The organism is Guptibacillus sedimenti (assembly GCF_028610665.1).
Taxonomy (GTDB): Bacteria; Bacillota; Bacilli; order Bacillales; family Guptibacillaceae; genus Guptibacillus; species Guptibacillus sedimenti.
The window spans coordinates 99,148-118,415 of the sequence record NZ_JAQQWV010000002.1 but is presented as its reverse complement, the minus strand read 5'-3'; the positions used below and the strand labels follow the sequence as shown (position 1 = coordinate 118,415).

Genomic DNA, 19,268 nt, shown 5'->3' with positions numbered 1-19,268 from the left:
TCCGCACAAAAAAACCGCCCATTTCGGGCGATTTCGCTCATGTAATATCATATTTATCAATTCTGCGCTGAAGGGCATAGCGGCTCATCCCTAATAATTTACTAGCCTGCGTGATATTCCACCTCGCATCTTGAATGGCTTTCTCGATGTATTTCTTTTCAATCGCTTCAATATGGTCTTCTAATGAAAAGCGATCATCGAAGACGACGTCGTCAACTGATTTAGAACCCTCTACATATCCTTCAACCGGGTTTAGAAAATCAAAGTGATAGGCCGCAAGCTCTTTCTCCTGGTGAAGAATCGCGATTCGTTCAATCGTATTTTTCAATTCCCTGACATTTCCGGGCCAATCGTAGCTCACTAAACGCTTTTTTGCATCACCTCGTAATGCTGGTTTTTCCTTTCTCATTTGTTGACAAAACTCATGGAGAAAATGTTCCGTTAGCATCACAATATCATCGCCTCGCTCGCGCAAAGGCGTTAACTTTACTGGAACGACGTTCAAACGATAGTAGAGATCGGATCGAAACGTCTTCTCTTGAATCATTTCCTCGAGCGATCGATTAGTGGCGGCAATGACGCGTACATCGATCTCAATATCATGTACACTACCGATTCGCTTAATTTTCTTATCTTCAAGAAAACGAAGAAGCTTCACTTGGATATCGAGTGAAAGGTCTCCAATTTCATCAAGAAACAACGTCCCTCCATCGGCCCACTCCATTAAGCCTACTTTTGGATTCACTTGTTCTGTCACGCTATTTTTTTCTCGACCGAAAAGCTCCATTTCAATTAAGTCTGCTGGAATGCTGGCACAGTTCACCGCAACAAACGGCCCTTCATGACGCTTACTTTGCTGATGAATGCTTCTTGCAACAAGCTCTTTCCCGGTACCTGTCTCCCCTCGAACTAAAACCGTCGTATCATTACTTTCAGAGATTAAGGAAATTTTATCTTTTAACTCGTGCATTTGCTTACTTTCACCGATCATTTGAACAAGTTTCGTTCGTCGCTCTTCCTCTCGATAGCGTTCGACTTCCTTCTCGAGATGGTGCTGTTTAATCCATTTCTGAAGCGTGATTTTCAGCTCTTCTAACTCAAAAGGCTTTGTTAAATAATCAAAAGCACCTTCTTTAATCGAGCGCACAGCTGTTTTCGCATCGCCATAGGCCGTTAACATCATCACAGCCATTTCTGGATAGCGTTCTCTAAATTCATGTAACGAATCGAGCCCGTTTCCATCAGGTAAGCGAATATCTAATAAAAGCACGTGCGGACTAAATTCATCGAGCATGCGCCATCCTTCTTCAAGCGTTGATGACGCTCTTACGTCGTACCCTTCATCTTCTAAAAACATTTGTAGCGTGAGACGAAGCGTTGTTTCATCGTCAATAATTCCTACTTTTACAGCCACTTAATTCTCCTCCCTTCCTGTTGGAAATGTGATCGAAAACTCCGTCCCTTTTCCAAGGATACTCTTTACATCAATTTCCCCATTGTTTTGAACGACTAACTGATGAACGATTGATAGCCCAAGGCCCGTTCCTTCTGCACGCGTTGTATAAAATGGATCAAAAATTTTCTCCATGACCGTATCCTCCATTCCAACACCCTTGTCAGCTATCATAATCGTTACGTCACGATCCCTTTGGTAGCTTGAAAGAATCAGTTCTCCGCCCTCTGGCATCGCGTTCATCCCATTCAGGATAAGATTTAACAGAATCTGTCGGAGGTGATCACGATCGACGTAAACTTCTGTATCGTTTTCGAAATGATGAAGGACTACATTTTTTTCATTCGCGATCGTTTTCATGAGCAACACGAGAGAATGGAGCGTTTCATCTACTTTCAACACAGAAGGATTTGTTTCCATCGGCCTTGAAAACTGCAGAATATTGGTGATGATCTTATTCACACGATCAATGTCCAACAGCATATTTTCCGTTAATGTAAGCTGATCCTTTGTTAGCTCAAGCCTGCGTGTTAATAATTCCGTCGTTGTTTTAATGCCTGCTAGCGGGTTTCGAATTTCATGGGCAATACCAGAAGCCATCTCACCTAATGAGGCAAGACGCGACATTCTTTCCACGCGCTGCTCTAATTTTCGTCGATGCGTAATATCTTCAAAGGTAATAATGGAACGTTGCTTTTCTGACGTTCCCAATACTTTGTAACTTACGGCATAGAACACTTTCTCTTCCTTCCGCTTATGACCCCAAATTTCCTCGCTTCTTCTTTTCGTTTCATGAATCGTTAACTTCCCAAGCCGTTCTTTTAATAGCGGATCTTCGTTCATCATCGTCTGAGCCGCTTCATTAAAAACTGAATCAGCCCCTTCAATCACAAGCACCATGCCAACGTGAACGCTATTTAGTATCGTCTCATTCAGCTTTTTGATTTTATCAATTTGCACATTACGCTCATCAAGCGTTTCCACCATTTCTTTCAATGACGAGGAAAGTACGCCTATTTCATCTTTCCGATTTTCATTCATCTCGATGTTCTTCGTTCTCTCTCCTAACGCAATTTGCTTACAAAAAGCCGCTAAATTCTTAATCGGTTTTGACAGGTGATAAGAAAGAATGATCGTAAATTGCACTGCAATGACACCAGTAAAAATGCTGATGAGAAGGGTGTATTTTTGAATATTAGGAAGTGAACCTGAATAAAAGGAAAAGGACATCGGCTGGTAAAGCGTCCAATTCCACTGCTCGATTTGTTCTGTGAGCACTGTGTTTTCGGTAAAAAAACTCGTTTTCGCTTCGCCATTGTACCAATCAAGTTCACTTGCTTGAACAACTTCTCCTTCAGAGGAAAGGGTGCCATCTGCTTCTTCTACGTACAGACCTTTCGTTTCATTGATCATGATTTTGATCAGCGATTTGGCTTCTTCTTCGTCCATCTCTCCGCTTTTCACACGATCATCAAGCTTCGCGGCATAACGACCAAGACTCGTTAAGTGTTCTTGAGCCGTCGCCTGCTTTAACTGTTTTTCTGACTGATAACTTGACCACATGGAAACGGCACCTATAATAAAAATCGGTACGAGTACAATAATTAAGAAAGGCACTAATATTTTTCGTTCAATGGAGTGACGCATCTGATCGCCCCCTTCCTTTTAGAAAGAAAAGAATGCCTGCTACCACAAGCGAAGGGAGAACGGGATGAAACACTGGCTGCAGCTCATTCGGAATAAGTAGAAAAGCCAGTACATACGTGATCACTCCTCCAAATGTTGAAAGAAGCGCATGACGATGACGGACGTTCGTATAAAGACCTCCATATAGCGGAAAGAACAACGACACCGCAATAATTCCCCAAATGTGACCACTAAATTGGACAATCCCCTGTGGTGGTGTAAAGGCAATCACAAGAGAAAAAGTGGCAAAGATAAATATCATCCACCTCGTCCATGAAATCACTTTTAGATCGGCTGCATGCTTATTTCGTATCGGAAGCGTGATATCATACACAAAGCTCGTCGCCATGATCAATAGCTGCGAATTCGCTGTTGAGATCGCAGCTGCGACAACGCTAATTAACAACACGCCTTTTAACGGTGTTTCGAGTAGGTAAGTAATAATGAACGGATAGATTTCATCTGTACTTGTGAATGGAACGCTAGGATCAAGCGCGCGAGACCCAATTCCGATCACAAAAATCGAAAGATAGATGAGGACAAGAAAAACGGTACTTGCGCCAACCATTCTTAGCGCAATTTGTTTGGAACGGGCGGAAAGAATACGAACAGCATATTGAGGATTCGCCGCAACGCCCAGTCCGAGCGAAAAGAACGCACTTAACAACGCCCAGAACGATAAGCCACCTTCAGGAAACAGCGACAAATAAGATGTGGATCCACTTTGATCTAAAGCTGAAAGATTACTCATGAGTTCCACAAGCCCACCAATTTCACCAACAATAAAGACGGCACCTAGAATGGTTCCAAAGAGGATTAAGCAAAAGTGAAAAATATCGGTTCGTGCCACAGAGTGAAGACCGCCAAATGTCGTATAGAGAACAAAAAGATAAATTAAAAACACACTAACCGTATAAGGAATTTCAAGCATCTGACTAACCACTATCCCGAATCCTCGAATTTGGATCACAACATAGAGAAGGTAGCTCACGCTCAAAATGATGCCAACCCAAATTTGAAGAAGCTTTGAATCATAGCGCACGAGAAAAAATTCCGGAACCGTTACAACGTTATATGTATAAAGTTTGGACGCTAGAAAAAACAGCCCTATAATTCCAAGTAACCATGCGATGGCCGTCGTCCATATCACGGAGACCCCACCTTCATAAATTAATCCTGGCAATCCAAGTAAAGAGGCTGCACTAAACCAGGTTGCACAGAAGGAAGCCACGCTTGGAAACAAAGGAAGATTTCTTCCCGCTAGAAAATATCCCTTCAATTCATCCGTCTTATCAAAACCATGCTTTCCTAGAATAAGAATGGCAATGGTATAAATGAGGAAAACGCTTAAATATAGTAGTTCATCCATTTCGTCTCCCCCCTCCCATTTCCTGTAAATAATAAAATCATTTCTCGTATCAGGATTCATTATATACAAAATCACGCACCTGAACCAGAATCGGCTATATGGCCACGTTTCTACCATAACATAAGAAAGCCGCTCCCCTTATATCGGGTAGCGACTTTATTCTTTAGTTCATTCGTTTCAAAAAGCGTCGGAACGCCTTTAGTCCCGCTTCATCTCGTTTAAATACGCCTGCGTGTTCTAAAACCGTCGAAAATCTTAACGCAATTTCATCTCTCAGTACGGTTTGTATCTGTTCCTTCTCAATTCCACCGTATTTATCAACGATCTTCTTCGCCCATGGTACATGTTTTGCAATCCGTTCATCCTGTTGCGCCTCATCAAGCTGTTCTTTTTCGATATAAGTCGCAAGGATTTCCATTTCATCAACAAGTCTTCCTGGAAGAACGGCAAGTCCCATCACTTCGATTAAACCAATGTTCTCTTTCTTAATATGGTGCACTTCCTCATGCGGATGGAAGATGCCCATCGGGTGCATTTTGTTCGTTCGGTTATTTCGTAATACGAGATCAAGTTCAAACTGGTCATCACGTTTTCTTGCGATGGGTGTTATTGTATTATGAGGTTCGCCGTTTGATTCGGCTATTAGCTCAACTTCACGGTCGCTATAACCTCGCCATAAAGCTAGGATTTCATCCGCAAGTTCAGTTAGCTGTTTCCGGTCCTTTCCTCGTAATCGAATAACAGACATTGGCCAATTCACGATCCCAACCATTACCTCGGCATATCGCTCGAGCTGAACTTCCTCTTGAATTTCAGCTTTCGCCATCGGAAATTCATGATGTCCTCCCTGGAAATGATCGTGACTTAAAATCGATCCTCCAACAATCGGAAGGTCTGCATTGCTACCAATAAAGTAATGTGGAAACTGCTCGGTAAAGTGAAGCAATCGATCAAACCCGTCTTTCGAAATGGCCATCGGTCGATGGTGTTCCGATAAAATAATCGCATGCTCATTGTAGTAAACATAAGGGGAGTATTGCAGGTACCACTTCTCTCCTTCAAGGTTAACGGGAATGACCCGATGTTGATCGCGCGCAGGGTGATCAAGTCTTCCGCCATATCCGACATTTTCCTTACAGAGCAAGCACTTTGGATAAAAAGAAGACGTATTTGCTTTCTCTGCAGCGATCGCTTTAGGATCTTTCTCAGGCTTTGAGAGATTAATCGTGATTTCTAGATCACCGTACTCTGTTTCACTATACCAGTGAACGTTTTTCCTGATGCGATTCGTTCGAATGTAATCCGAATCCTTAGATAGCTGATAGAAGAAGTCAGTAGCAGCGATTGGGCTGTGCTTATAGCGATCGAAAAACGCACGAACAATTTCAGACGGACGCGCAACGAGGGTATTCATAATCTTTGGATCAAACAGATCGCGCTCCGTTATCGTGTTTTCTTCTATTAATCCCTCTGCAACAGCATAATCAAGCATATTTTCAAGAATAGTCGTTGGCGTTTCGACTTGCTCTTCTGGAGGAGAAGGCAATGATTCTGTTCCATCGAGCTTAAAAAGGTGAAAAAGGGCGTTTCGAACGTAGTCAATATCAAGTTCTGAGATCATTTGCTTTTGAAATCCATATTGAATAAGTCGTTCGATTTCGAGATAGATCATGCGAAGTCCTCCACTTTATGAGCACCATCGCCTATTTCAACGACGTAGAAATCCCCTTCAAGACCGGTTTTCATGGTATATGTCTCCCCAACACGATCAATAAAAGACTGGATGTGATCTTTTTTCACGATACTAATTGTACATCCTCCAAAACCAGCGCCGGTCATTCTTGAACCCACGGCCCCTTCTTCCCAGGCTGCTTCTACCATCGCATCTAATTCCTTGCCCGTTACTTCATAATCATCACGCAGTGAAACGTGAGATTCATTCATTAGCTGACCAAAAGCTTCCACATTTCCTTCATTCAGAAAATCAACTGCTTTCATTGTGCGGCGATTTTCATACACCGCATGACGAGCACGTTTCCTCGCCTCCTGATCTCGAATTACATGCTGATGAGCATCGAACTGCTCTTCCTTCACATCGCCTAACGTGTCAATCGCAAGTTCTTGCTGCAAGGCTTTTAGAGCCTCTTCGCACTGAGTCCTGCGTTCATTGTATTTGGAATCGGCTAGTCCTCTTCGCTTTTTTGTATTCGCAATAATCAGCGCATGGCTCTCTAACTTAATCGGCGTTTGCTTATAATGAAGCGTGTCGCAGTTAAGTAAAATCGCATGATCTTTTTTCCCCATGCCAATCGCAAACTGGTCCATAATGCCGCAGTTCACACCTACAAATTCATTCTCTGCTCGTTGAGAAAGCTTCACCATTTCAACCATATCAACTGAAAGACCAAAAAGATCTCTTAGTACAACCGATGTTACTAGCTCAATCGATGCTGATGAAGACAGCCCCGCTCCGTTTGGAATATTGCCATAGAATGCTAGATCTAGTCCGGTTGGAATGGTATAACCTGCTCGTTGAAAAAGAGCAATCACACCTTTCGGATAATTCGCCCAATCATCTTGATCCTTATAGAAAAGGGAGTCTAATGATGTTTCGATGATTCCCTGATTAGGAAAGTTCATCGAATAGAACCGGACTTTCTGATCCTCACGCTTTCGTGCCACGGCATACGTGCCCACACTTAACGCACAAGGAAAGACATGCCCGCCATTATAATCGGTATGTTCACCAATCAAATTCACTCGCCCCGGTGCAAAAAAGAGCGCTTTTTCCCCTTCTTCTCCAAACTGTTCGTTAAATGTCTGTTTCAGTTCTTTCATATTGCTTCTCCCCTATCGTTATGCTCCGATATCACAAAGACATAAGAAGAAAAATCTCCAGATTCTTCTAGTCCACCTGTTTGTGATCCATCATACTCGCCTGGTAACTGAATGCCAGCACTCATTAGTTCATCTCCATAATACGTTCCTTCATAGCCACTTACTTCATATTCTTTCTCCGGATCAAGTCCTTTGACATACAATCGCTTAAACGATGGATTGGGCTCAGCTAGCACTTGATAATACCCAACGATCGCTTTCTTTCGATCAGCCGACACACTCATCCAGCTCGTCACATTGCCTTTTCCATCGAATGGACTGATTAAGCGGTAAAACGTTCCGTACTGAAGCAGCGCTCGGTTTTCTTTATACCAGTTGATTTGCTCAGTCATTGTAGTAAGCTCAGCATCACTCATCTTCGTCACATCAAGCTCATAGCCAAAGGCACCAAAGTAAGCCACATTTGCCCTTGTCTCTAGCGACGTAACTCGTTTTACTTGATGATTCGGAACAGCTGAGACATGCGCCCCCATACTGCTGATTGGATATACCATAGACGTTCCATATTGTATGCTCAGTCGTTCAACAGCATCTGTATCATCACTCGTCCATGCCTGTGGAGCATAATAAAGCATTCCTGGATCAAACCTCGCTCCACCACTGGCACACGATTCAAACAGCACATGTGGGAAGGCTTCGATTAAACGTTCATACAAAGCGTATACACCTAATATATAGCGGTGCGGTACTTCTGCCTGCTGACTTTTCAGCAAAGAAAGGGAGCCGATTTCCGTCATATAGCGATTCATATCCCATTTCACATAATCAATGTTTGCTTCTTTTAAAATCGTTGCCATCTGCTCATAAATGGTATCGACAACTTTAGGATTGGAAAAATCAAGCACAAGCTGATGGCGGCCGATTGATTTCGATCTTCCAGGTACTTGAATGACCCACTCTGGATGCTTCTTGTACAGTTCACTCTCTTCCGATACCATTTCAGGTTCAAACCAGAGCCCGAACATTAGTCCCAGATCGTTCATTTTAGACGCCAGACTTGGTAGCCCTTTTGGGAGCTTTGTTGAATCAACAAACCAGTCACCGAGAGAACTCCGATCGTCATTTCGCTTTCCGAACCATCCATCATCTAACACAAACAGCTCGACTCCTGTTTCCTTTGCTTGTTTCGCAATACTCAATAATTTTTCCTCATCAAAATCGAAATATGTGGCTTCCCAGTTGTTTAGTAACACTGGACGTTCTGCATCACGCCACTTTCCTCGAGCAAGCCGAGAGCGATAAAGATCATGATACGTTTGACTAAGATGATTTAATCCGTGCTCTGAATAAGCCATCACCACTTCTGGCGTTTGGAACGTTTCACCACTTCGGAGCACCCATGAGAAATCAAATGGATTAATTCCCATCGTCACTCTCGCTGTCTCGTAATGATCCACCTCAACCTGCGCTTGGAAATTCCCGCTATAAACGAAGCTAAAGCCATAAACTTCTCCTGCATATTCCGTTGTCATCGGTCTTTTTAAAGCAAGAAACGGGTTGTGCTGCGCACTGCTCGTTCCACGCGTACTTTGAATACTTTGCACACCTGGGCTAAGTCGTCGTTCATGAACATGTCGCTCTCTCGACCACGAACCTGAGAGCTGCATCATACTAAAATCTGCATCTGGAAAATCAATTGAAGCACTGTGTGCTCGCTTTATCACATGATCACGACTACCTTCATTCGTAAAAGCGGCCGAACGAATCATGACATTCCGCTCGTGATACACCGAGTACATTAAAGAAAGAGAGAGATTCATAGACGAATCATGCAAATGAATCACTATCGTATCTGCTTCTGATTCATCTTCTACATATGTCGCAGGTAAACCTGATAGGCGCGGCTTTCCTTTCACAAGTTCATACGATTGATAAGTAAAATTCGATATGCGGCTTCCATCCGGATGCTCGATTTGAAAAGCAGGCTCTCGATAGTCAGATGTTCCGTACCCCGGATATTCCTGTTTTATTAAATCTAGCGAAAAAGTTGGATCGTCCTCAAACACATAAGAAGACGCGACTCTCGCCTCCTTTTTTGATAGATGGCTAAAATCAGAGCGGTTACGTATCTTTTTACCAAAATAAAGTTGTCCTAACTGCCCATTTTTCATTACGTTAAAAACATAGCTAAGCTCTTTTCCTTGCAGATGAAACTGAAGATTTTCTTCATTAATGAATACTGGCATCTGTTTCCCTCCACGTCCTATTCGAAAACGTTTCCATTTCTCCGTTCTCGTTCCCGTGTCTAGTTTAAAAAAATCCCCGTCACTGTTCAATGGTAAAAAAAATAAAGATTTATGCCTTTTATTGCTTAGACTTCTTATGGAGGATAAGATAAAATGCTATTTAGAAAGTAATTTATCTGACTTATCTACACGATTAAACAGTACTATTTTGCTTATTAAGGAGAATGACCATGGAAGAAAAGCCATCACAATATGGGTCTTATGGGTATCGTTTCTCAGATCCGATGCTTCAAAACCTTGCTCAAATTTGGTCACTGGGGTGGGATGAGCAAACCACGACGCTCTATGACTGGGATGGGAAAAACCGGCTGGATACAGGTAAATTCATTTTTCAATATACGATCTCTGGAAAAGGGTGTATCGATATTGACGGCGAACGTCATGAACTAACGCCCGGGCAAGGATTTATCGTCAACATTCCTGGCAACTATCGGTACTACCTACCTGAAGACAGCGATCGATGGGAATTTATTTACTTAACGTTATACGGGGACGTTGTCAAAAAATATTGGGAAGACATCCAAAAAGACATGGGACATATTATACATTTCCAGCCTGACTCCGATCCGGTTCTTTACTTATTGAACCTGTTAAACATGGCTTCAAACCGTCAAATTTCGAACGCGCATCAAGCATCTGGTTATGCCTATCAATTTACGATGATGCTTTTTACGTATTGTTCGAATCTTGAAAAGCGACTTTCCGATTGGCCAGAGGCTATTGTTGAAGCGTCAATGTATGCAATGAATCATTACAGTGAAGAAATTGGACCAGATGAAATGGCCGCTTCTTCTGGTATGTCGCGATATCATTTCACGAGACAATTCAAGGAATATACGAACCAAACGCCCATTCAGTATTTAACGGACATTCGGATTAAAAAAGCAAAAGAACTTCTAGTGAACACCAAATATTCATCAGAAGATATTGCGCTACTTATTGGGTATAAAAACGCTAATTACTTTAATAAAGTTTTTAAAAAAGTGACAGGCACCTCACCTGGAAAGTATCGGACAACGTTGTTGCTCCAGAAGTAAGCGAAAAGGACCGCAAAAGCGGTCCCTTCTACTTTGAAACTTCAATTGTAATCGATCGTTTGTCATAATTAATAGTCATACTTTTTCCTGAAGCTACAAAATTCTCAAGCACATCCTTTGATAGCTGCAGTGCAAACTGCGTACGTTCAAGCTTCTCTATATCAGCTGGGTCCACAAGATCCAGCTTCATTTCCTGCTCGTTTACTTCTTTGTGCAGTTTCTCCAATGATTCGTAAACGCTATGATATAGCGATTCGATTGGCTCATTTGCCTTACTCATCCCACATCATCCTTCATTCCATTTGACATTGTTCCTATTATATCAAATGGAAATCGTGTGGAACATTACGAAATGATGCCAATCGGCGAAAGCAACGTATAAATCACAATCATGGCGACGGTTGCTGCAATTCCTACCGGATATAGAAGCTTCCACGGTGACATATCGACTTGGGCATTTTCTTCAAGAACAAAATCTTTATCACGCGGTGCAATCTTTCCGATAACAAGCATCAGAATCGTACAAGCGACAAACAGAATTCCAAGGATATGCAAGAAGTGAATACCTGTATCCCAAACGAGTTGAGTCGTTGCATAAACTGAAATAAACACAAACAGAGATACTTTAGCTGCAATCGATGGAACGCGTTTCGTTAAATAACCGACAATTAGAATCGTAAAGATTGGTACGTTATAAAAACCGTTCACAATTTGTAAGTATTGAAAGAATCCTTGAGGAACTTTATCAATCAATGGAGCGATACACATCGCAAAGATTGCGAGAATAATCCCTACAAATTTCCCTTTTCGCACAATCACATTATCTGGCGCTTTCGGATTAAAGTACGGCTTGTAAATGTTAAGCGCAATGAGTGTAACAGATGAATTTAGGGCAGAGTTAAAGGATGATAGAATCGCCCCAAATAGCACCGCAGCAAAAAATCCAACGAGTGGCTTTGGCAATACTTCATTTACTAACATCGGATAAGCATCAGTAGGCTCAAGACCTGGTCCAAACATATTGAAGGCGATAATACCAGGTAAAATAAGAAAAACAGGTCCTAGCAGCTTCAAGAAGGCTGCAATCAACACGCCCTTCTGCCCTTCCTTCAAATTCTTCGCAGCAATCGCACGTTGCATAATGTGCTGTGCGGTTCCCCAATAAAACAAATTTACTAGAAGCATCCCTGTAAACATTGTCCCAAATGGAACAGGACTATTCTCATCTCCGACTGAATTTAGTTTTTCAGGAGAATTTTCCACAATCGTGTTAAACCCACCAAAAATCGATCCATCACCAAGAACATAAAGCCCGATAATTGGAATCATTAATCCACCAATTAAAAGACCGATTCCGTTAATCGTATCCGATACTGCAACGGCTTTTAGACCACCGAATATCGCGTAAATTGCGCCAATAATTCCGATCGCAAAAACGGTTACATAAAGACTAGCCATGCGACTAAGTCCTAACGCTTCTGGAATATTAAATAGTCCGTTTAATGCAACGGCCCCTGAATAAAGAATAGGAGGAAGCAAGTTGAAAACGTAGCCAAAGAGAAAGAGAATCGTCACAATTTGCTTCGTGCCAAAATCGTATCGCTCCTCTAGAAAATCAGGAATCGTCGTAATTCCACCTTTAAGATAACGAGGCAATAAGAAGAAAGCGACAATCACCAGTGAAATGGCAGAACCGACTTCCCACCCCATAACGGCGATCGTATCTGAATATCCCTGGGCATTCAAACCTACTAATTGCTCGGTTGATAGATTCGTCAGCATCAACGAGCCGGCAATAACCCATGCGCCGAGACTTCTTCCTCCTAGAAAATAACCATCCTGTGTTGCTAAATCTTCTTTTCGAGTTACAAGGTATGAGATAACAGCAACCATACCTGTAAAAAATAGAAATGAACCGACTGTAAAGAAACTCATTGGTGCCTCTCCTTTTTGTAAGCGGAATCAAAGTAATCCACACCGCTATGTATGCGTTTAAATGTCTGTGTTTTATTCTATACCGCGTTCTGTAAGCGTTTCAACGGTAAAAAAAACAGAAAGTTGTGCACTTTTTTGCTTTATCCCGTTACCGAGGTATTAAAAAGCCGCTGTGTCGAAATGACAACAGCAGCTTATCTTTGTGAGTTAATTAAAAAGGAGTTTGCTCTTTCAAAAGAGAAATAGTAGATGACAAATGGAGGTTTTTCTTATGAGACAATTTCTATACAAGCTTACGTTAATTCCTGAACTACTTGAAGAAAGAAACTGGACCGACAAAGAAAACGACATTGTCTCAGAGCACTTTCACGCCCTTCAACTCCTGTTGAAAAATGATACGCTCATTATGGCAGGCCGCACCCTAAACAATGATTCTTCTGCTTTTGGAATTGTTGTCATACAAGTTCCATCAGAAGATGAGGCAGAAGCATTAATGAACAGTGATCCTGCTGTACGAGAAGGGATTATGACTGCAGAGCTATTTCCTTACAGCGTTGCCCTATATAATGATACTTTCTCAACACGTTAGCTTATGGAATGATCAATCAAAAAGCAGACGCCTCGTGGACGTCTGCTTTTTGATTAGAAATATTGAACCATATGCTCTTCGTTCAGAAACTGCCCCTGTACATAGAGAGCCTTCTCTTCAATATAAACGGTTTTAAAACCGAAGCTCTTGTAGAGGTGTTTTGCTCGTTCATTCGTTGATACGACGGATACACTTAATATAAGCAGCGCATCCTGGTTCTTTGCATACTCCATTACGCGAGAGAGAAGCGCTCTGCCTGCCCCTTTGCCACGATATTCCGGTGTAACGTAGACAGCAAACAAATCCGCTTTATGGCGAACTTTAATCCCAGACCCTCTCACAAATGTAACCACACCAATTAACGTCTCGTTATCAAAAGCGCCAAAAGTAGCGCCAGATTCCATGTTTCTCGCTGTGCTTTTAATCGGGTCATCCTTTAGAATCGCCTCTTCGTAACTTGACGCGAACGCCTCCGGATTTTTCTTTAATGCTTCTAATCGAAGCTCCCAATACGTTTCTGCATCATTTACTGTTAGCTGTCTTACTTCCATGTCAAAACCTCCTAAGCTATGAGTCCTTTTATAAATGCTTTACATTTTTCTGCAATGAATTCTTTATCATGATCGAGTGTGGCCACGTGATAGCTGTCATTCAACTCAATTACTTCTTTATTCGTTGAAGCAATTTCTTCATAAATAGTAGTCGAATTTTCTGGCGGTACAACATGATCCTCGATTGACTTAAAGATTAACGCTGGCATCGTAATGTTCGAAAGATCCTTTCGGGTAACGTCTACTAACTTCAAAATCTCTTGAATCGACTTCGTTGGCGTTTTCTCATAAGCCAGCTCATCAACGCCTTCCGCTTTAATATCTGAACCAATGGCATCAAGGAAGCGCGGCTCTGTTTTTCCTCTCATTTGTTCGAGGTCAGGCAAATCAATTGCTGCATTAATCGGCATAATTCCTTTTACTTCTGGGTGTTTGCTAGCTAAATAAAGCGTTAGCGTACCGCCCATTGATAACCCAGTGATGAAAAGCGTATCACAACGTTCATTCAACCATTGGTAGCCATCTTCAACAGACTCGATCCACTCTTCATATGTACTCTGTTCCATATCCTCATAATGTGTCCCGTGCCCTTTTAATCTTGGGCCACATACCGTGTAACCTTCCGAAGCCAGTAGCTCTCCTAGATAACGCATGCTTTGCGTTGAACCTGTAAAACCATGAAGAACTAAAACGCCTATTTTGTTTCCTTCAAAATAAAATGGTTCTGCACCTTGTTGAATCTCGTAATTCCCCATCTAAATCCCTCCTAATGGTTATCGTTATTCGTCACGGAAGCGCTTCATTCCTTTCAAGAAATGTGCGAATAGAGGTTTGAACTTGGCCATACAGTGGAACATATTACCTGGATATACTTAACAGGAGGAATGCAACGTGTCACACTTATTGAAGCAACATGATCCCCAACAAAAACAATCATTCATTCAACGTTTATTAGACCGCGGTGTATATAAATTAAAAGACAAACAGCTTTATGAATGTACAATGGAAGAATTAGAGCGACTTGTTCATATGGTTGAGCTACCATAACATCTCCAGAGGATACTGCCGGAGATGTTTTTTTGTGCAACTATTTACCCTTTTCCAACCAATCACTCGCCAGCATACTATAGACAACGTGATCATAGAATTCTCCGTTTACAATTTCCACCTGTCTAAGCACACCTTCTTTCGTAAACCCAAGTCGTTCAGGAATGGCACGGCTTTTCTTATTGGCAGACGCCGCACGGATCTCTATTCGATTTAACCCCATTTCCTTAAACCCTAAATGAATCATTCCCCGGCACGCCTCAGTCACAATCCCCTTCCGCTGAAATTTCTCACTTAGCCAGTAGCCAATCGTAGCGTATTGATGGGTTTTATTCACTTCATTAAATCCCACGGTTCCTGCAAGCTCACCTTTATAAAACATGCCAAGCGTTTTCGGATACCCTCCTGTTTCACTAACACCTTTTAATGTACTTTGGATAAAATCCCGTGAAGCCTCAACATCCGTATTGTAATCAACCCATGCGAGCCACTTTTTTAAGTGATCTCTTGATTCATCGATCAAGTGATAAAGTGCTTCTGCATCGTTAAGGGTGTACATTCTTAAATAAAGATCCTCGTTAAGCTGATATGTAAACATGTTCCTATTCTCCTCTTTTTTCACCTTAAGACTTTGTCTCGTCTTGTCATCCGTTTTCCGTTATGAACCTTGTTTTTCCTCTAAGTCGTTAGTCTTTTTTTAATCATGAGGATTTGGCCACGATGGCTAATTTCATCCTCCATAACATGGAACCATTTGAAATAATGGTTCGCCTTTTCATCCCAGCCAAAAGGCGTTACTTCTTCTAGCCAGGTATCGTCCTTTTCTCTTAATTCATTAAGCGTTTTCGCACGAACAAGACTAAGCTCACTCCAATAATAATCAAGGTCGCGCCCCTGAATCACTGTTCTCGCTTTATCTCCAAGCTCAATGCCTGTTTCAAGTTCCTCCCATTCCGCATCATTTAATTCCCGCTCTTGAAACGTCATGATTTGAAAGGCTCTTTCGATTGAAGACATATGATGAAGGAGCATCCCAATGGAATTACTCTTGTCATCTATGTGAAAATCGAGTTGATCAACCGCTAACCCTCTGATTGCCTCTTCTGTAGTGTGTCTGGCATAATCCATCATCGACACTAACCTACCAACCTCAGGCGTAAAGCCTTTCTTACGATCAATCATACAAAGATCATGATGTGGCATCGTTCGACATCCTCCTTTTGATCAAATCTAGCTTATTCTTACTACTTTCCATAGTAGACTCGAAAATCCCTCTTTGGTTCCTTACTTTTCCAGAAAAAGCCCTCGATTCTAGCATAGAATCGAGGGCTTTTGTGTGTTTAACCAATAAAATCTGGTTTTGGATAATATAATTGAATTTTGGACAATAAAAACGCAGTTTGGCCAATATATCCGAAATTTGGCCAATAAACGTCGAACAGCCGTCCTCCTGCCACCACAGCAACCAAAGAAATCACTGCATTTCCACGAAAACGTCTTTCACTTTGCCTGTAATATCGTGACTTGAGGCGCCTTCAACCATCATCGCAATCAATAAGTCCTTCTCATCCGTGTTATACGCAACAAAAAGTCCATTTTCTGGGCCTTCTTCTTCGCCTGCCGCTTTTAACTCAGCCGTTCCTGTCTTACCAGCGAGCGAAATGCCTTTAACCACTGGATCATAAGCGGTACCCTCAGGATCAGAAACCACCTTCTCAAGATCATCGCTCACAATCGAGGCGATTTCAGGGGAAATCACTTTATACTCCTCCGCTGACTCGTCTTCTACCGTTCGAAGCGTCGGTTTCAGCATCACACCATCATTCGCAAACGTCGTATAGGTCATCGCTAACTGATAAGGGGAAATCTGTAGCTCCCCCTGTCCATAGGCAGAGTCAGCTAAAAGAATGTCATTATCACCGAGCCCACCGTTTGAGATCGATGAGTTTTCAGTTGGAAAAGGAAACTTGACTTCCTGACCAATCTGGAATGATTCCAATCCTTTCTGGAACTTATCTGCGCCAAGATCAAGCGCTTTTCGTGCAAAATAAATATTGTCCGAATGCATAAGCGCTTCTGCAAGGTTTACTTCAGGATCAGCCGGCTTCACGCGCGTCACTTTATATCCACCCCAGCTTGAGTCTGGCTGCCACTTCAAACCATCAATTTTCTCAACTGCATTCGGATCTAAATCACCATCCCGCAGTGCGATCGAGGCAGTAAGCGGCTTAATTGTTGACCCAGGTGAATACGTTTTATTAAACTTCGCTGAAAAAGGAAGATCCTTATTACCAGCCAACTTCGCATACTCGCCTTCGTCAAACCCAAGCGTAAAATCATTTGGATTATAGGCAGGGGAGCTTGTTAATGCAAGCGTCTCACCTGTTGTTGGATGGAGCGCTACCGCAGTTCCCGGATCTTTTCCAAGCTCTTCAAACAACTTCTGTTGGACAGTGCCATCGATCGTAACTTGAATGTTCTCGCCATCAACCTTTTCCTTACTGGCAATCACTTTCTCAGGATCCGCTCCCTTTACTTCAATCGACCAGCCCGTTACACCATGAAGCTCGTCTTCATACACTTGCTCAAGGCCAGCTTTTCCAATGCTCTCATAGCTGGAATACCCTTTTCCTGCATACTTCTCAAGGTCTTCTTTCTGCATTTGTCGAATATAACCCGTCAAATGAGCGGCACTTTCACCAAAAGGATAAATCCTTTCTTTTGTATTATTAATCTGAACGCCGGTAATTTCACCTGCATCAGCAATAAGCTCTTCCTCTGTTTCCATGACGCTTTTTAGCGGAACGAACTGTGTGGGATCAGACTGCACCCAACCTTGATTAAGCTCTTTTTCTATATCCTCTACGCTCATTTTCAAAGCGTCACTAAGTTCATTCACAATCTTTTCTTGATCGGATTCAATAGCTTGCGGCACCACTCCAATTTGCTTCACCGTACCATTAACGGCTAATCCATCACCATTTCGATCGGTAATTTCACCACGAACTGGAACAGAAGAACGAATCGTAACCTGATCACCTTCTTCTAATTCTTTAAAAATAAACGAAGGGTCCCAATTCACCCCATAAGAATCAGCATCTTCTCCTTCAGTTAAAGTAAGCGTTGCTTCGTTATCAAACGAAACTTCCCCTGCTAGTGTCTGCATCGAAACTGAAAACGGAAACGTCACTTCTCCATTATCATTTGGCTCTGGCTCTTCTTCAGGTTTCTTAAAAGTAACGCTTAAATCCTCAACTTCCACATCGCCATAGATTGACTGATACCGCTCAACAAATTCATCTTCTGAAATCGATTTTTTTGTTGCTGGAGATAATTGCTTATACATGCTACTAAACTCCTGCTTGTTCCAGTCCTTTACGTATGTATCGAACGCATCAACCGCTGATGGTTGATCCGAACATCCCGCTAAAAACAGTAAAAAAAGCCCCATTGCGATAAATGATTTTAGTTTCACACTCTGCCCCTCTTTTTCTATTATTTTCCTCTTATTATAAAAGACTTTAAGACAGGAAGGAAGGGAAAAAGGTTATCCTTTGAATGCGTAAGTGCGACTTCCTTTTACATTTGTTTTCACACGAAACACTCCGCCGGCATACGGAAACTGCTTCAGTTCATCTTCACTCGTATTTGTTCGCGCTGTGGTAATGTAGAGCTCATTTCGCTCTTTTCCGCCAAAGACGCATGAGGTCACATTCAAGGCTGGTACGCTAACTTCTAGCAGTCTTTCACCAGTATCTGGGTTCCATCTTGTTACCTTAGAACCTCCCCAGTGAGCGATCCATAGATTTCCTTCTTCATCACTCGTCATACCATCTGGCATACCCTCGCCATCAGGAATCGTAATCACTTCAACAGGATTTCGGATATCACCTGTAGACAAATCATAGTCATAGCGAACGACTTTTTTCGTCGGCGTGTCAATAAAATACAAATAGCGCGTATCTGGTGACCAGGCGAGTCCATTGGACGTACTCACATGATCGATTTTTTTTGTCACTTCAAGGTTTTCATCAAGACAATAAAGCGCGCCTTCCCCTTTTAACCCTTCCATGTGCATCGTTCCTGCCCAAAACCGCCCAGCTGGATCGCATTTTCCATCATTAAAGCGATTATCAGGCAAATGACTCTCTGGATCGGTAATCGCCTCTACGTTCTCAGTTGAAAGATTCATAGCATAAAATCCCCCAGCCATCGCCATCACTAGACCACCTGATTCACGTGGTGCAATCGTTCCAACCATTTGCTCCTGCTTCATCTCAATATTACCTGCCGTCATCGGGTTGTAGGCATGAACCTTCTTTCCTTCAATATCAACCCAATAAAGAAGCTGACTCTGATCATCCCAGCAGGGTCCCTCCCCGAGTATTGCGCGTGCATCAATGACTAGTTTTGCTTCCATAAACTGTACCTCCTGATTAGTGAATCTTCTATTCTCT

The 19,268-nt window shown here is 42.3% G+C and carries 17 protein-coding genes; 3 read left to right on the top strand and 14 right to left on the bottom strand.

What is annotated here, in order from left to right:
• Positions 1-37: 37 nt before the first annotated feature.
• The 6 genes from PQ578_RS08805 to PQ578_RS08780 form a co-directional block, all read right to left on the bottom strand.
• A complete protein-coding gene (locus tag PQ578_RS08805) occupies positions 38-1,414 on the bottom strand; it encodes a sigma-54-dependent transcriptional regulator (protein WP_273833586.1) in 1,377 nt (458 codons plus the stop codon).
• Positions 1,415-3,100: a sensor histidine kinase gene (locus PQ578_RS08800; RefSeq protein ID WP_273833582.1), complete on the bottom strand. Its 1,686-nt coding sequence runs from the start codon at positions 3,098-3,100 to the stop codon at positions 1,415-1,417. It lies immediately after the preceding gene.
• Positions 3,084-4,508 carry a sodium:solute symporter family protein gene (locus PQ578_RS08795; protein WP_273833580.1) on the bottom strand — a complete coding sequence of 475 codons (1,425 nt, stop codon included), beginning with the start codon at positions 4,506-4,508 and terminating at the stop codon, positions 3,084-3,086. The genes PQ578_RS08800 and PQ578_RS08795 overlap by 17 nt, the downstream gene beginning before the upstream one ends.
• A 163-nt stretch (positions 4,509-4,671) precedes the next feature.
• Positions 4,672-6,180 carry a UDP-glucose--hexose-1-phosphate uridylyltransferase gene (gene galT / locus PQ578_RS08790; RefSeq protein ID WP_273833578.1) on the bottom strand — a complete coding sequence of 503 codons (1,509 nt, stop codon included), beginning with the start codon at positions 6,178-6,180 and terminating at the stop codon, positions 4,672-4,674.
• Positions 6,177-7,346, bottom strand: coding sequence for a galactokinase (locus PQ578_RS08785; RefSeq protein ID WP_273833576.1), 1,170 nt, complete (start codon positions 7,344-7,346; stop codon positions 6,177-6,179). The genes galT and PQ578_RS08785 overlap by 4 nt, the downstream gene beginning before the upstream one ends.
• On the bottom strand, positions 7,343-9,592 hold the full coding sequence (locus tag PQ578_RS08780; protein WP_273833574.1) for an alpha-galactosidase: 2,250 nt from the start codon (positions 9,590-9,592) through the stop codon (positions 7,343-7,345). Before PQ578_RS08780 ends, PQ578_RS08785 begins: the two co-directional genes overlap by 4 nt.
• A 230-nt stretch (positions 9,593-9,822) precedes the next feature.
• On the opposite strand from PQ578_RS08780, the gene PQ578_RS08775 reads away from it, so the two are divergent.
• Entirely contained in the window at positions 9,823-10,689 is an 867-nt protein-coding gene (locus tag PQ578_RS08775) for a helix-turn-helix domain-containing protein (RefSeq protein WP_273833572.1), read from the top strand.
• Between the two features lie 28 nt (positions 10,690-10,717).
• On the opposite strand, the gene PQ578_RS08770 is transcribed toward PQ578_RS08775, so the two are convergent.
• Positions 10,718-10,969, bottom strand: a complete 252-nt coding sequence (locus PQ578_RS08770; RefSeq protein ID WP_159781475.1) for a hypothetical protein — start codon at positions 10,967-10,969, stop codon at positions 10,718-10,720.
• Positions 10,970-11,034: 65 nt separating this feature from the next.
• A complete protein-coding gene (locus tag PQ578_RS08765; protein WP_273833569.1) occupies positions 11,035-12,624 on the bottom strand; it encodes a solute:sodium symporter family transporter in 1,590 nt (529 codons plus the stop codon).
• Positions 12,625-12,895: 271 nt separating this feature from the next.
• On the opposite strand from PQ578_RS08765, the gene PQ578_RS08760 reads away from it, so the two are divergent.
• A complete protein-coding gene (locus PQ578_RS08760; protein WP_273833567.1) occupies positions 12,896-13,213 on the top strand; it encodes a YciI family protein in 318 nt (105 codons plus the stop codon).
• 53 nt (positions 13,214-13,266) lie between these two features.
• Here the strand turns inward: PQ578_RS08760 and PQ578_RS08755 are convergent, their stop codons facing one another.
• Complete coding sequence (locus PQ578_RS08755; RefSeq protein ID WP_273833566.1) at positions 13,267-13,764, bottom strand: GNAT family N-acetyltransferase; 498 nt, start codon at positions 13,762-13,764, stop codon at positions 13,267-13,269.
• Between the two features lie 11 nt (positions 13,765-13,775).
• On the bottom strand, positions 13,776-14,519 hold the full coding sequence (locus PQ578_RS08750) for an alpha/beta hydrolase (protein WP_273833563.1): 744 nt from the start codon (positions 14,517-14,519) through the stop codon (positions 13,776-13,778).
• A 136-nt stretch (positions 14,520-14,655) separates the two neighbouring features.
• On the opposite strand from PQ578_RS08750, the gene PQ578_RS08745 reads away from it, so the two are divergent.
• Positions 14,656-14,811, top strand: coding sequence for a Fur-regulated basic protein FbpA (locus PQ578_RS08745; RefSeq protein ID WP_273833560.1), 156 nt, complete (start codon positions 14,656-14,658; stop codon positions 14,809-14,811).
• Positions 14,812-14,851: 40 nt separating this feature from the next.
• On the opposite strand, the gene PQ578_RS08740 is transcribed toward PQ578_RS08745, so the two are convergent.
• The 4 genes from PQ578_RS08740 to PQ578_RS08725 form a co-directional block, all read right to left on the bottom strand.
• Complete coding sequence (locus tag PQ578_RS08740) at positions 14,852-15,409, bottom strand: GNAT family N-acetyltransferase (RefSeq protein ID WP_273833558.1); 558 nt, start codon at positions 15,407-15,409, stop codon at positions 14,852-14,854.
• Between the two features lie 80 nt (positions 15,410-15,489).
• On the bottom strand, positions 15,490-16,014 hold the full coding sequence (locus PQ578_RS08735; RefSeq protein WP_273833556.1) for a DinB family protein: 525 nt from the start codon (positions 16,012-16,014) through the stop codon (positions 15,490-15,492).
• Positions 16,015-16,285: 271 nt separating this feature from the next.
• Positions 16,286-18,286 carry a penicillin-binding transpeptidase domain-containing protein gene (locus tag PQ578_RS08730; protein ID WP_273833554.1) on the bottom strand — a complete coding sequence of 667 codons (2,001 nt, stop codon included), beginning with the start codon at positions 18,284-18,286 and terminating at the stop codon, positions 16,286-16,288.
• A 72-nt stretch (positions 18,287-18,358) separates the two neighbouring features.
• Positions 18,359-19,231 (bottom strand): SMP-30/gluconolactonase/LRE family protein, encoded by an 873-nt coding sequence (locus PQ578_RS08725; RefSeq protein ID WP_273833552.1) that lies wholly within the window; start codon positions 19,229-19,231, stop codon positions 18,359-18,361.
• Between the last annotated feature and the right edge of the window lie 37 nt (positions 19,232-19,268).